This window comes from Ruegeria sp. HKCCD7251 (assembly GCF_013031165.1).
Taxonomy (GTDB): domain Bacteria; phylum Pseudomonadota; class Alphaproteobacteria; order Rhodobacterales; family Rhodobacteraceae; genus Ruegeria.
Genome location: NZ_WPZC01000002.1, coordinates 596858 through 609658, shown reverse-complemented (window position 1 = coordinate 609658; position 12801 = coordinate 596858). Strand labels below are relative to the sequence as shown.

Sequence of the window (12801 nt, the reverse complement as noted above, 5' to 3'; positions counted from 1 at the left end):
TTGCCCCGACTGTCAAGAATTTCACGGGCGTGGATGTCGATGATTGTGCTCATTAGGCCGATCCCTGTGGCTGCATTCAGTTGCACGCCTCATAGCATCACGGATTCAAAAGTAAACCGGACCCGTTATCGCTAACACTCGTATTTCCACAGGTTTAGGGCTAACAGCCAATTGTTTGGGCTAACGTGCGACGATCCGTCAGGCGGCAACGGCCAATTCGCGCGCCAAAAGACGCTCACGGATAAAAGTATACATGCCAGACAGGATAATCAGAGAGGCCCCGGCAAGTGTCATTACGTCAGGACGTTCGCCGAACATCAGCATCCCCGCAGCAATCGAAAAGACAAGGCGCGTATAGCGGAACGGTGTCAGCGCCGAGGCCTCTCCGATCCGCATTGCCGTTACGATGGCGTAATACGCCAAAACGCCAAAGCCGATCGCGCCCAGATAAGGTCCAACTTGTCCGGTCTGCAGCGGAGCGACGGGTTGCGCCGACAAGACCATAAGGGCTGCACCCGCCAGCGCGATCGCCACATAAGCCTGCAACGCCACAACGGACGACGCCACACGCGCATCAAGCTTGCGCGTAATCAAATCGCGCGCAGCGATTGCGACTACGGTTGCCACAACGAAAAGCGATTCGGGCTGAAACCCCGCCAAACCAGGGCGAATAATCATCAGGACGCCGACAAAACCAATTCCGATTGCACTCCACCGCCGCCAGCCGACATGTTCCCCTAGAAACAGCGCGGCCCCCATGGTTACCGCCAAAGGCATGGCCTGAAAGACCGCAGCGACTGTTGACAGTTCCACCAGCGACAATGCCGTGACAAAAGTCACCGCCCCGAATGCCTCGGCCCCTGCCCGCGCCATCGGCAACGGTTGCCATGCCAGCGGATCAAATATGCGCTTTCGGGTTACCAGCGACATACCTGTAAACAGGAACCCGCAGCTTACCCCCAGAACAATCATGATCTGACCGGTGGGAACACTGGTCGACAGGTGCTTGATGAACATATCCTCAAGCGCAAAGGCCGCCATCGACCCGATGATCAGCAAAATGCCGTGTACGTTGTTCATGCGCGTTTCCAAAGAAAGGGGCAGGTAAATGCCAAGCCCTCAAATCAGGAAAACCGTAACATCCCAAACGCCGCAAGCGATATTGCGACGTGTTTCATGAAATCGCGTGCGACTGCCAATCGCGTTTCGTGATGGGTCAGTCCTGTTCCAGCGGAACACCGTACAGTTCTAGCCGGTGCCCTTTCAGCTTGTATCCCAGCTTTGCCGCGATCTTCTCTTGCAGCGCTTCGATGTCGGGGTCTACGAATTCGATGACTTTGCCCGACTGCATGTCGATGAGGTGGTCATGATGATCCCTCTCAGCGTCCTCATAGCGCGCGCGGCCGTCGCCAAATTCCAGACGTTCCAGAATTCCCGCCTCTTCGAACAGTTTCACGGTGCGGTACACGGTAGCTATCGAGATCCCCGAATCCACCTCTGACGCGCGCGCATACAGCTCTTCGACATCCGGGTGATCCTCACTTTGCTGCAGCACATGTGCAATGGTACGGCGCTGACCTGTCATGCGCAGGCCCTTGGCCTCACAACGGGCGATGATCGTATCGGACATGAGTGACCCTCGGGGCTTTTTCGGTTCTCTGTCTTAATACGTCTGTGCGGCTGGCGCCACAGGGGATTTGCATTCTATGCGGCGCGCCGAAGATCAGCCCATATCGGTAAATGATCCGAAGCGATATGCGCGGGCCGAGCGTCATGGACACCATGCAGGATGGCCTCTAACCCGTCGCCCAGCGCAATCCTGTCCAACGCGCCCAGCGGCTGCGCGGCGGGAAAGCTGGGAACTGGTGGCAGAAACCGCATGTCCGGCGCCAGATGATCCAACACCGGCTGCCGCGACCATTCGTTGAAATCGCCTGCCCAGACCGTCGGCATCTGATCGAGATCATCATCGAACCGCCGCAGATGAGTGATCTGCTGACGTCTGGACGCAGGCAACAGGCCCAGATGCATCCCCATAACCCGCAGTGGGCCGATTTGGGTATCAAACTCGACCCGTACCGCGCCCCTAGGCTCTAACCCCGGCAGGTCGTGGTGACCTTTCTGGCGTTCCTGAATTTTATCGCCACGCCAGATGACGGCGTTGCCGTGCCAGCCCAGACTGCCCGCACCGCCCAGATCAACGATCTGCCAACCCGCTTCATCCAACATAAAATGAGGCAGAGCCGCCGGTCGTGGAGGCAGGCGTTTGTCAGCCTCTTGCAACACCACGATATCGGCTTCCATGCTTTCGATCACCTGCAGGATGCGCTGAGGCTGGCGACGAAAATCAAGCCCGACGCATTTCTGGATATTGTAACTCGCAATGCGCAGGGTTGAATGAGTTTGCATTTGGACCTGATCAAACATGTGGACCAAGAGTGCCACGATGGTTGTCAGGTGCAACCCCCCGACGCCCGAATGATGCGCTTATACAGAATATTGAAGGCGGCCTCGTTCAACAGCCCAAGATTTCCGCGTTTCAAGGCCGGACATGGACCGACGTACATGTTCCACTTGATCCTCAGCCAACGTTCCCTCTATCCCGACAACAGGCCAGTGCTGCTTGCCGGTTTCCGAGGGTGTTCATGATTTCGAACTCAGTTCATACGGACAATACCACCCGCGCCAGCGTCATCCTTGTCATTGGCGGAATGATGTGGGGGCTGTATTGGATTCCGGTCCGGTTCTTCTATGACCTTGGCTTGACAGGTCCTTGGCCGGGTATCGCGATGTATAGCTCGGCCCTGCTTATTCTGATCCCTCTGGTTTGGCGCGAGCGTCTGGCGCTGGCCTTACAATGGCGCAATCTCGCCCTTAGCGGGATGTTCACCGGGGCAGCGTTCAGCCTGTATTCCCTGAGTCTTGTCTACACGGACGTCGTCCGCTCGATCCTTCTGTTCTATCTGACGCCAATCTGGGGGACGATGCTTGGGCTGGCTTTCCTGGGCGAGCGTCTAAGCTGGGGTCGCTTTGCCGGGCTGGTCTGCGGGATCGCAGGGTTGTTCGTTGTGCTGGGCGGCGACGGCTTTGTGCCATGGCCGCAAAACGCAGGCGACTGGCTGGCGCTGGCGTCGGGCATCTGTTGGGCGCTGGGGACCCTTGGGCTGTATCGGGCCAGCAGTATTTCCGTTTCCGGGCAGGTGTTTGCCTTTGTGTTGGGCGCACTGATCCTGTCTTTTCTCAGCCTCGCCCTTATTCGCGGCCCGGTTCTGCCCGCCCTCGCCCAAGGCGACTATCTTTGGGTCCTTCAACTTGCCCTTCTGTCCGCCCTATACACGCTGCCCATGGTCTATATGACGATCTGGCCCGCGACCAAGCTGTCGCCCGCGCGAGTCGGTATCCTGTTGATGAGCGAGGTTGTCGTCGGTATCGCTTCGGCGGCTGCATTTTCGGGCGAACCCTTCGGTTTGCGCGAACTGTTGGGTGCCGTCCTGATCGTCAGCGCAGCAGTCTTGGAAATTGTGCGCAAATAACCACAAACACTTATGTCCCACAGAATGTCGCGTGCACCACTTCGCTCTGAGTCGGCGGGCGTTTGAGGTCGGCCTCATCGGGTTGTTCCTTAAACGGCTGCGCCAGAACCCGGTTCAAGCGATGGAACGGGCCATAGTCACCTTGCACAGCCGCCTCAATCATTTGCTCAACCCTATGGTTACGCGGAGTGAAGGCGGGGTTCGCCGCGGCCATGACCGGGATTGGATCGTCTTCCCGCCGTAACCGAGCCTTCCAACCTTCAGCCCATGTGTCAAACGCAGCCGGGTCCGTGAATTGATCGCGGGCTGCATCGCTGCCCAGCGCACGGAACGTATTGGTGAAGTCGGCCTGATTTTGCGCCATTCGTACTAAGAGATCGGTAATCAACCCCTCATCGCCCTCTTCCGAGGTCGACAGTCCCAACTTGGACCGAAAGCGCGCTTGCCAGTTCTCTTGCAGCAAGTCCGGCATGGCATGAACAATCTCGGTCGCCTCTTCTACTGCGGCCTGCTTGTCCTCGACCTGCTGGATCAGGGCGGTGGCAAGCTGCGCGGCATTCCAAACGGCAATCTCAGGCTGGTTGGAATAGGCGTAGCGGCCCATACGGTCGATTGAGCTGTAGACCGTATTTGGGTGATAGGTGTCCATAAAGGCGCAGGGTCCATAATCTATGGTCTCGCCCGCGATCGAGCTGTTGTCGGTGTTCATAACGCCGTGAATGAAGCCCACGCTCATCCATGCGGCGATCAGTTCGGATTGTTTCTGGACAACGGCACGCAACAGACCCATTGGCCCTTTGGCCTGAGGGTGGTGCCGTTGAATCGCGTAGTCCGTCAGTTGGCGCAGGCTGTCAAACTGGCCGCGCGACGCAAAGACTTGAAACGTCCCCACACGCAGATGGCTTTGCGCAACCCTTGTAAGCACAGCGCCGGGCATAGGCCCTTCGCGCAAGACAACTTCACCGGTCTCAACCGCAGCCAGCGCCCGCGTCGTTGGAATGCCCAGCGCGTGCATCGCCTCAGACACGATGTATTCCCGTAGGACCGGACCCAGCCACGCCCGTCCGTCGCCCTGTCGGGAAAACGGTGTTGGGCCCGAGCCTTTGAGCTGAATGTCCCGGCGCACCCCGTCGTTTCCAACGGTCTCCCCCAACAGCACGGCGCGACCGTCACCAAGTTGAGGGTTGTAGTTTCCGAACTGGTGCCCGGAATAAAGCTGCGCGATCGGCTCTGATCCATCGGGCAGCGTGTTTCCCGCAAACGCCTCGGCCATTTCATGGACATCGCCCGGAGTGACGCGCAAAACACGCGCAAGGTCTTCGTTGAACGCGATCAGTTGCGGTGCACGCACGGGAATCGGAGCCTGCCGTGCATAAAAGCTGTTGGGAAGCCGGGCATAGGTGTTGTCGAACGGGATCATCAGGGTCATGCGGCAAACATATTCCTGATCCGGCCGAATACCATAGCGGATCACGCAAACCCGTGCATAATCATTCACAACCACGAGGCACCAATGACTGCACAAGACATCATCGACCACCTGAAACTGCAACAACACCCCGAAGGCGGCTGGTTTCGCGAAACCTGGCGCGCGGAAAACGAAGGCCGCGCCACAGGCACCTGCATATATTTCCTGTTGGCAGAGGGCGAGCGCAGCCACTGGCACCGCGTCGACGCGACCGAGATTTGGCTATTCCACGCTGGTGCGCCGCTTATCCTGTCCATCAGCGATACAGATACCGGGCCTGCCGTGGATCACGTGCTGACCCCTGACCTTTCCAAAGGCGCGCCCCAACTTATTGTGCCAAAAGGCCATTGGCAAGCCGCCTGGTCCACCGGAGCTTACACCTTGGTCAGTTGCACCGTGTCACCGGGGTTTGAGTTTGACGGCTTTGAACTGGCCGACCCCGGCTTTGACATTCCCCGAAGTTGAAGAATGGACCACCGAGCCCTCATAGCCTCGATTCCGCCAGAGGAAAAAGACCGCCTGCAAGAGCGTTCGAACATCGCAGGGTTGCGGCACCTTTCCTTATATGTCCTACTGCTTTTGGTCACGAGTTTAGGCATTGCTTTTCAGGTTCCACCGTGGCCGCTTCTGCTGCTGCCTCAAGGTCTGCTGCTGGTGTTTCTGTTTACACTCAGCCACGAGTGCACACATAAGACGCCCTTTCGCAGCCGCTGGCTGAACGACGCGGTTGGTCAGCTTGTTTCGTTGCCTGTTGCCCTGCCCTTCACGTGGTTTCGGTACTTTCATCTGGCCCACCACAAATGGACCAATGACCCGGACAAAGACCCGGAACTGGACGGCAAACCCAGACCGGAGCGCTGGCCTGACCTTATGATCTACCTCAGTGGCTGGCCGTACTGGAAAGGCATGGCGCTCGTTCTCTTTCACAACGCGATCGGAAAGATCGACGCGCCTTACCTGCCCCAACGACAACATCGCGCAATGCGGATTGAGGCAAGATTGCTGCTTGGTCTCTATGCGCTTGCGGGTCTCAGCGTGTTTTTCACACCGATCCTGTTCTGGCTGTGGCTGCTTCCGGTTCTAATTGGCCAGCCATTTCTGCGCCTTTACCTATTGGCAGAACACGGCCTCTGCCCACCGGTCGCCAATATGCTTGAGAATTCACGCACCACCTTCACCAACCGCATGATCCGGTTTTTGGCGTGGAACATGCCCTTTCATGCGGAACATCATGCGTTTCCGAATGTGCCTTTCCACCAATTACCGTCCCTGCACGGCTGGACGAAAGCCCATCTGCAATCCACCTCAGACGGATATTCTGAGTTTACGGCAGACTACGTGCACGCGCTGGAGCGCTGATCATACCACCGCCAACAAGCGCCCTGACTCCGGTCGTTCCCGGGCACGAGGTCGGCAAACCCTTGGCCACGCGGACGGCGAGATAGGCGAAGGCCTGCGCTTCCAGCATGTCTCCGTCCAGACCTACGGCCTCGACCGGTTCGACCGCGCAGTCGAGGCCCGCGCGCAGCATTTCCATCAAGACCAGATTGCGGCGGCCTCCGCCCGTGACCAGCACGCGCGCGGGGGGCTTGGGGCAATGCTCCATCCCCTGCATCACGCCTGCGGCGCACATGCCCGTCAAGGTTGCCACGGCATCGGAGTCGGACAGTTCCTGCACCAAACCGATCATTTCCGCGAAATCGTTCCGGTCCAGCGATTTGGGCGGCACCTTGTTAAAGAACGGCTCGGCCAGAAACAATTCAAGCGCACCCATCTCAACCGTTCCGCCGCGCGCAACTGCGCCATCCCGGTCCATCGGCAAACCAAGCCGTGTTTGCATCAAGTCATCGACCGGCGCGTTGGCCGGGCCGGTATCAAAGGCCAGCAGCGCGCCGGGGGCTTCGGGGCCATCAAAACCGGGGTCCACGTAAGTCAGGTTCCCCACCCCGCCGAGGTTCAGAAAACACAGAGGTTCCTTGGCTCCGATCCATTTGGCACAGGCGAAGTGAAAGAACGGCGCGAGCGGTGCGCCTTCACCCCCCATCGCCACGTCGTCACTGCGGAAATCCCACACGACGGGAACACCCAATGCCTGAGTCAAACCGTCGCCGTCGCCCACCTGCAAGGTTCCCCGCCCACCCGGTTCATGTGCAAGGGTCTGGCCATGAAAGCCGATCAGATCGATCTCATCGAATTCGGACAATGCTTCGGCATGGGCGATGGTCACCAGTTCAGCGGCGGCATCGACTTCGGGACCATGCCAATGGCCCAGCGCAGACCTGAGTGTGGCACGTTCTTCGTCGGAATAAGCGCGATAGCCGCTGGGACCGAACCCCATGATGCGCACCCCGTCGGTTTCGACCACGGCTGCGTCCACGCCATCCAAAGACGTGCCCGACATTGCGCCCAGTGCTTTGACCGTATCCGTCTTGCCTATTACCCGGCTCATGCCTTACCTCTTGCGTCTTTCGCGCCCGTTGGATCAGCGCGTTGGCCACAACCTGCACGGTAACGTAAACACAACGCAAGCCACATAAGGCGCACCGCGTGCTTTTCCTGCAAAAGGTGCCTTTTCCTTGCCACCCCCACCGCCTATACACTGCCCCGCAACACAAACCCAAAGGGCACGGATATGACCTACCACCCCAAATCGGATTTCATCGCCACGATGATCGAGCGCGGCTTTCTTGCCGACTGCACCGATTATCAAGGCCTTGACGACGCGCTGATCAGTGGGGTGCAAACAGCCTATATCGGTTATGACGCAACCGCGCAGTCGCTGCATGTCGGTCACCTGATGAACATTATGGTTCTGCGCTGGCTGCAAAAGACCGGTCACAAGCCGATCACCCTGATGGGCGGCGGCACCACCAAGGTGGGTGACCCCTCATTCCGGTCGGACGAACGCCCCCTGCTGGGCCCCGAACAGATCGACGCCAACATCGCCGGGATGCAGAAGGTTTTCGCCAAGTACCTGTCCTATGATGACAGCGACACCGGCGCGTTGATGCTGAACAATGCAGAATGGCTGGACAGCCTGAACTACCTCGATTTCCTGCGCGATATCGGGCGGCATTTCTCGGTCAACCGGATGCTGTCCTTTGAATCCGTAAAATCCCGTCTGGACCGCGAACAATCGCTGTCTTTCCTCGAATTTAACTACATGATCCTGCAGGCCTATGACTTCCTTGAACTGAACCGTCGCTATGGCTGTGTTCTGCAGATGGGTGGCAGCGACCAGTGGGGCAACATCGTCAACGGGATCGACCTGACGCGCCGGGTTCTGGATCAGGAAATTTATGGCCTGACGACGCCTCTGCTGACCACCAGCGACGGCCGCAAGATGGGCAAATCGCAGGGCGGAGCGATCTGGCTGAACGGAGATATGCTGTCGCCTTATGAGTTCTGGCAGTTCTGGCGCAACACCACCGACGCCGACGTTGGCCGCTTTCTGAAGATTTTCACAGAACTGCCCGTGGGCGAGTGTGACCGTCTGGCCGCGCTGCAAGGGTCCGAGATCAACGAGGCCAAAATCCGCCTCGCCAACGAGGTCACCACCCTGCTGCACGGGGCCGAGGCCGCCGCGACCGCGGAAGCCACAGCGCGCGAGGTGTTCGAGAAAGGCGGCGTGGGTGACGATCTTCCGACCCTGACCATCGGTGCGGATGAATTGCCTGCCTCAATCGTGCAGTTGATCGTTAAGTCCGGCCTCGCCAAATCCGGCAAAGAAGCCAAGCGCCTGATCGCCGAAAACGGAGCCAAACTGGACGACGCACCACTGACCGACGCGGGGTTGATGATCGACGCAGGTGCGTTGTCATCGCCGATCAAGCTGAGCGCAGGAAAAAAGCGGCACGCGCTGGTGCAACTGGGCTGAACGCTCGATTGAACCGATAGGCAACACAAGAAAACGGCCACCCTATTGGGCGGCCGTAATTTTTTGGAAAGCTGGTTTTGAGGCCTCAGCGTTTCCCGCCGTTGCCGTTTCCGCCGCCATTGCCGTTTCCACCGCCTTGGCCGTTGTTGCTACCGCCGTTACCGGTCCCGGGGCCTGAGCCTCCGGTGTTTCCACCGCCATTACCAGAGTTGCCGCTGTTCCCGTTTCCATTTCCGGGGCCACCGTTGCTACCGCCGTTGCCGTTTCCGCCGCCCTGGCCGCCGCCATTGCTGCCACCGTTGCCGTTTCCACCACCTTGGCCGTTGTTGCTGCCGCCGTTACCGGTACCGGGGCCCGAGCCTCCGGTGTTACCACCACCGTTACCAGGATTGCCGCCGTTGCCGTTGCCGTTGCCGGGGCCGCCGTTGTTTCCACCGTTGCCACCGCCGTCGTTGTTGCCGCCGCCGCCGTCATTGTTGCCGCCACCGCCGTCGTTGTTGCCGCCGCCGCCGTCGTTGTTGCCGCCGCCGCCGTCATTGTTGCCGCCGCCGCCGTCATTGTTGCCGCCGCCGCCGTCATTGTTGCCGCCGCCGCCGTCATTGTTGCCGCCGCCGCCGTCATTGTTGCCGCCGCCGCCGTCGTTGTTGCCGCCGCCGCCGCCGTTGTTGTTGCCGCCGCCGCCGTCGTTGTTTCCGCCGCCGTCGTTGTTGCCGCCGCCGCCGTCGTTGTTTCCGCCGCCGTTATTGCCACCCGGACCAGATCCCGCTTGATTCCCTTGATCGTCGTTCGGGTTTTCACCCGAATTGGAAGTTGCCCCAATCGACGCCGTCGAGAAATCTGTCAACAATGCGGCTAAAGCGGGGCATTGCTCGCCTGTGACGGCTAAAGTTGCTTCGAAATCCGACCGCCGCTGCAGGCGCTCTATGAAGCTTGGCGTCACTTGCGTACAATCACACAGGGCTTGATAGTCGCCCGCGTTGGCCGCGATCCGTGCCGTTCTTGCGTTGCAAACTTCTGTCGAAGCCTGCGCAGTTGTTGCCATCAACACCCCGACGAACGGGGACACCACCAAGGCTGAAACGCTTGATTTCAGTCTTATCCGCATCATTAATCTCCTTGCGCCCTAAAAACCCAAGTCCTTCAGGATCTTCGATTACAAAGTGGAAGCCGCAGATGAAGCGCGGTTAAGCGCATGCTGAAAATGCGTTAACAAAGGGCTCGCCACCACTCATCACACTCGACCAGAACACCAGTTGTGACGGTTAAGGCGCATGGATATACAATATGTACCTGCGCCACCAGTCAAATGTGGTCACAATGTGTCAAAATTAAGGAGAGGTTACCGAAATGCAACTACCCTCAACCGGCGCCATAGTCACAGGCGGCGCATCCGGGCTTGGAGAGGCAACCGCTCGGTACTTTGCCGAAAACGGAGCACAGGTCACTATTCTGGATCGTGACACCGAGCGCGGAAATGAGGTTGCGGCCGAAATCGGCGGGCACTTTGTCGAGACGGATGTGACGGATGAGGCGTCGGTCGCCGCTGCGATTGACTATGCGGTAGACAAGATGGGTCGGATCACCGCTGTTGTGAACTGTGCTGGCATAGCCGTAGGCATCAAGACGGTTGGGAAAGAGGGCCCTCACCCACTGGACCCATTTCAACGCACGATCGACATTAATCTGGTTGGAACTTTCAATGTTTCGCGTCTTGCAGCCGAACAGATGGCAAAGAACGCACCCGAGTCGGACGGCGCACGAGGCGTGATCATAAACACGGCGTCGATTGCGGCGTTTGATGGTCAGAAAGGCCAAACCGCCTATGCCGCATCCAAGGGTGGCATTGTGGGTATGACGTTGCCCATGGCCCGTGACCTGGCCTCATCCGGTATCCGCGTGATGGCCATTGCACCGGGAATTTTCATGACGCCCATGCTCGCTGGCCTGCCGGAAGAAGTCCAACAACAACTGGCGGCGGATGTCCCGAACCCTGCCCGCCTTGGCGACCCGCGTGAATTCGGGCGGTTGGCCGGGTTCATCGTCGAAATGGGCTATCTGAACGGTGAAGTGATCCGTATCGACGGCGCCCTGCGGATGAGGTGACCGTCAGACGCCTTCGGCCTTTTCTTCCAGCATCAGCCATTCTTCTTCGGCTGCTGCTAGCTTCTCTTGCCGTTCAACCAGCGCCTCGGTCGCTTTCTGGAACTTGACCGGCTCGCGGGTGAACAAGTCGGGATCGGACATGAGCTCTTCGAGCTTACCGATCTCGGCCTCAAGCCGTTCCATTTCAGCAGGTAGCTTTTCCAGACGGTGTTTTTCGGAAAACGACAGGCCCGATTTGGGCTGATTTTCCTGCTTTACCTTAGGTTTTGAAGGCTTTGTTTTCTCAGCCTTCCTTTCGAAAACGTCACCGCGCTGCGCAATATAGTCGGACCACCCGCCCGCGTAGACTGTGGCGCGGCAATTGTCCACCATCGCGATGGTGGTCGTGGCGACGCGGTCCAGAAAATCCCGGTCGTGACTGACCAACAGAACGGTCCCGTCATAATTGTCCAGCAGTTCCTGCAGCAGGTCTAGCGTTTCCACATCCAGATCGTTGGTCGGTTCGTCCAACACCAGCAGGTTCGAGGACTTTGCCATCAGCTTGGCCAACAAAAGCCGCGCTTTTTCTCCACCTGACAAGGACTTGACGGCAGCCCTTGCCTGCCGTTCGTCGAAAAGGAATTCCTTGAGGTAGCCGACAACATGCTTGGGCTGGCCGCCCACCATCACCTGATCAGCTTTGCCGGAAACGCGCATCTCGGGGTCACCGGTCAGGCTGTCCCACAGGGTCATTTCCGGGTCCAACTGCGCGCGGGTCTGATCAAAAACGGCAACCTCAAGGTTGGTTCCAAGCGACACAGAGCCTTCGTCCGGTTGCTCCTGCCCCAGCAACATTTTCAGCAGGGTTGTCTTCCCCACACCGTTGGGGCCGACAAAGGCCACCCTGTCCCCGCGCTGCACCAACAGATCAAAGTTCCGAACGATCTGCTGCGCCCCGAAAGATTTGGCCAGCCCCTTAGCCTCGATCACTTTTCTGCCTGACTTGGGTCCGGCTTCCAGCGTCATCGCAGCCGAGCCCTGACGCTTGATCTGCGCTGCTTTCTCGACCCGCAGCGCCTGCAACGCGCGAACCCGACCCTGATTGCGCTTACGCCTCGCACTGATGCCTTCGACGGCCCATTTCGCCTCAGATTTGATCAGGCGGTTCAGTTTGTGACGCTGCTGATCTTCTTCTTCCCAGACTTTGTCGCGCCACGCCTCGAATGCTTCAAAGCCCTGTTCTTGCCGCCGAACAACCCCACGGTCGATCCACAGAGTCGCGCGGGTCAACGCGCGCAGGAATGCACGGTCGTGCGAGATCAGGACATAAGCCGCACGGGTCGACCCCAACTCGCGTTCCAACCAAGCAATCGCCTCGATATCCAGATGGTTGGTCGGCTCATCCAACAGCATCAGGTCGGGCGCTTCGGCCATCAGCTTGGCCAGCGCTGCACGGCGGCGTTCACCGCCCGAGGCTGTCTCAACAGCGCGCGACGGATCAAATTTCAAACCCTCACCCGCGCGTTCGACCTTGTAAAGCTCTCCGGGCTCCAACCCGCTGGAGGCATAATCGCCAAGCGTGGCAAACCCCTCCATCCCCGGGTCCTGCTCCATATAACCCACAGATTTTCCAGGGGGGATGACGATGTCGCCTTGATCGGCCTCAACCAGCCCCGCCATAACTTTCATTAGTGTCGACTTACCGGACCCGTTCCGCCCGACCAGCGCAACGCGGTCGCCCGGCTGAACCACCAGATCCAGCCCCGAAAACACCGGGTCGCCCCCAAAGGTCAGGGAAATACCGGCCATCTGCAACAAAGGAATTCTCGCCATGCCCGCCA

General features: G+C 58.9%; 12 protein-coding genes. 5 read left to right on the top strand and 7 right to left on the bottom strand.

The window, feature by feature from the left end; translation table 11 throughout:
* Positions 1-198: 198 nt before the first annotated feature.
* The 3 genes from GOX75_RS09160 to GOX75_RS09150 form a co-directional block, all read right to left on the bottom strand.
* Positions 199-1080 (bottom strand): DMT family transporter, encoded by an 882-nt coding sequence (locus tag GOX75_RS09160; protein WP_171122312.1) that lies wholly within the window; start codon positions 1078-1080, stop codon positions 199-201.
* 136 nt (positions 1081-1216) lie between these two features.
* Positions 1217-1630, bottom strand: a complete 414-nt coding sequence (locus GOX75_RS09155; RefSeq protein ID WP_171122310.1) for a Fur family transcriptional regulator — start codon at positions 1628-1630, stop codon at positions 1217-1219.
* Positions 1631-1704: 74 nt separating this feature from the next.
* Entirely contained in the window at positions 1705-2409 is a 705-nt protein-coding gene (locus tag GOX75_RS09150) for an endonuclease/exonuclease/phosphatase family protein (RefSeq protein ID WP_171122308.1), read from the bottom strand.
* Between the two features lie 236 nt (positions 2410-2645).
* Here GOX75_RS09150 and GOX75_RS09145 point away from each other — a divergent pair, with 236 nt between their 5' ends.
* Positions 2646-3533, top strand: coding sequence for a DMT family transporter (locus GOX75_RS09145; protein WP_171122307.1), 888 nt, complete (start codon positions 2646-2648; stop codon positions 3531-3533).
* Between the two features lie 10 nt (positions 3534-3543).
* Here GOX75_RS09145 and GOX75_RS09140 read toward each other — a convergent pair whose 3' ends face one another.
* Positions 3544-4962, bottom strand: a complete 1419-nt coding sequence (locus GOX75_RS09140; protein ID WP_171122305.1) for a YdiU family protein — start codon at positions 4960-4962, stop codon at positions 3544-3546.
* 84 nt (positions 4963-5046) lie between these two features.
* On the opposite strand from GOX75_RS09140, the gene GOX75_RS09135 reads away from it, so the two are divergent.
* Both GOX75_RS09135 and GOX75_RS09130 read left to right on the top strand, forming a co-directional pair.
* Complete coding sequence (locus GOX75_RS09135; RefSeq protein WP_171122303.1) at positions 5047-5466, top strand: cupin domain-containing protein; 420 nt, start codon at positions 5047-5049, stop codon at positions 5464-5466.
* Positions 5467-5469: 3 nt separating this feature from the next.
* Complete coding sequence (locus GOX75_RS09130; protein WP_171122301.1) at positions 5470-6360, top strand: fatty acid desaturase; 891 nt, start codon at positions 5470-5472, stop codon at positions 6358-6360.
* Here the strand turns inward: GOX75_RS09130 and GOX75_RS09125 are convergent.
* The gene (locus tag GOX75_RS09125) at positions 6326-7450 is read right to left on the bottom strand and encodes an anhydro-N-acetylmuramic acid kinase (protein WP_171122299.1); all 1125 of its coding nucleotides are present in this window, start codon (positions 7448-7450) and stop codon (positions 6326-6328) included. The genes GOX75_RS09130 and GOX75_RS09125 overlap by 35 nt on opposite strands.
* A 183-nt stretch (positions 7451-7633) precedes the next feature.
* Between GOX75_RS09125 and tyrS the strand changes: the two genes are divergently transcribed.
* The gene (gene tyrS / locus GOX75_RS09120) at positions 7634-8878 is read left to right on the top strand and encodes a tyrosine--tRNA ligase (protein ID WP_171122297.1); all 1245 of its coding nucleotides are present in this window, start codon (positions 7634-7636) and stop codon (positions 8876-8878) included.
* Between the two features lie 85 nt (positions 8879-8963).
* On the opposite strand, the gene GOX75_RS09115 is transcribed toward tyrS, so the two are convergent.
* Positions 8964-9983 carry a hypothetical protein gene (locus GOX75_RS09115; RefSeq protein WP_171122294.1) on the bottom strand — a complete coding sequence of 340 codons (1020 nt, stop codon included), beginning with the start codon at positions 9981-9983 and terminating at the stop codon, positions 8964-8966.
* 242 nt (positions 9984-10225) lie between these two features.
* On the opposite strand from GOX75_RS09115, the gene GOX75_RS09110 reads away from it, so the two are divergent.
* Positions 10226-10981, top strand: coding sequence for a 3-hydroxyacyl-CoA dehydrogenase (locus GOX75_RS09110; RefSeq protein WP_171122292.1), 756 nt, complete (start codon positions 10226-10228; stop codon positions 10979-10981).
* 3 nt (positions 10982-10984) lie between these two features.
* Here the strand turns inward: GOX75_RS09110 and GOX75_RS09105 are convergent, their stop codons facing one another.
* Positions 10985-12793: an ABC-F family ATP-binding cassette domain-containing protein gene (locus GOX75_RS09105; protein ID WP_254428710.1), complete on the bottom strand. Its 1809-nt coding sequence runs from the start codon at positions 12791-12793 to the stop codon at positions 10985-10987.
* Between the last annotated feature and the right edge of the window lie 8 nt (positions 12794-12801).

Excerpts from the sequence above, each read along its gene's own strand:
- GOX75_RS09130 (WP_171122301.1), top strand. The coding sequence starts at position 5,470 with ATGGACCACCGAGCCCTCATAGCCTCGATTCCGCCAGAGGAAAAAGAC.
- GOX75_RS09160 (WP_171122312.1), bottom strand. The coding sequence starts at position 1,080 with ATGAACAACGTACACGGCATTTTGCTGATCATCGGGTCGATGGCGGCC.
- GOX75_RS09150 (WP_171122308.1), bottom strand. The coding sequence starts at position 2,409 with ATGCAAACTCATTCAACCCTGCGCATTGCGAGTTACAATATCCAGAAA.
- GOX75_RS09135 (WP_171122303.1), top strand. The coding sequence starts at position 5,047 with ATGACTGCACAAGACATCATCGACCACCTGAAACTGCAACAACACCCC.
- tyrS (WP_171122297.1), top strand. The coding sequence starts at position 7,634 with ATGACCTACCACCCCAAATCGGATTTCATCGCCACGATGATCGAGCGC.
- GOX75_RS09155 (WP_171122310.1), bottom strand. The coding sequence starts at position 1,630 with ATGTCCGATACGATCATCGCCCGTTGTGAGGCCAAGGGCCTGCGCATG.
- GOX75_RS09125 (WP_171122299.1), bottom strand. The coding sequence starts at position 7,450 with ATGAGCCGGGTAATAGGCAAGACGGATACGGTCAAAGCACTGGGCGCA.
- GOX75_RS09110 (WP_171122292.1), top strand. The coding sequence starts at position 10,226 with ATGCAACTACCCTCAACCGGCGCCATAGTCACAGGCGGCGCATCCGGG.
- GOX75_RS09140 (WP_171122305.1), bottom strand. The coding sequence starts at position 4,962 with ATGACCCTGATGATCCCGTTCGACAACACCTATGCCCGGCTTCCCAAC.
- GOX75_RS09115 (WP_171122294.1), bottom strand. The coding sequence starts at position 9,983 with ATGCGGATAAGACTGAAATCAAGCGTTTCAGCCTTGGTGGTGTCCCCG.
- GOX75_RS09105 (WP_254428710.1), bottom strand. The coding sequence starts at position 12,793 with ATGGCGAGAATTCCTTTGTTGCAGATGGCCGGTATTTCCCTGACCTTT.
- GOX75_RS09145 (WP_171122307.1), top strand. The coding sequence starts at position 2,646 with ATGATTTCGAACTCAGTTCATACGGACAATACCACCCGCGCCAGCGTC.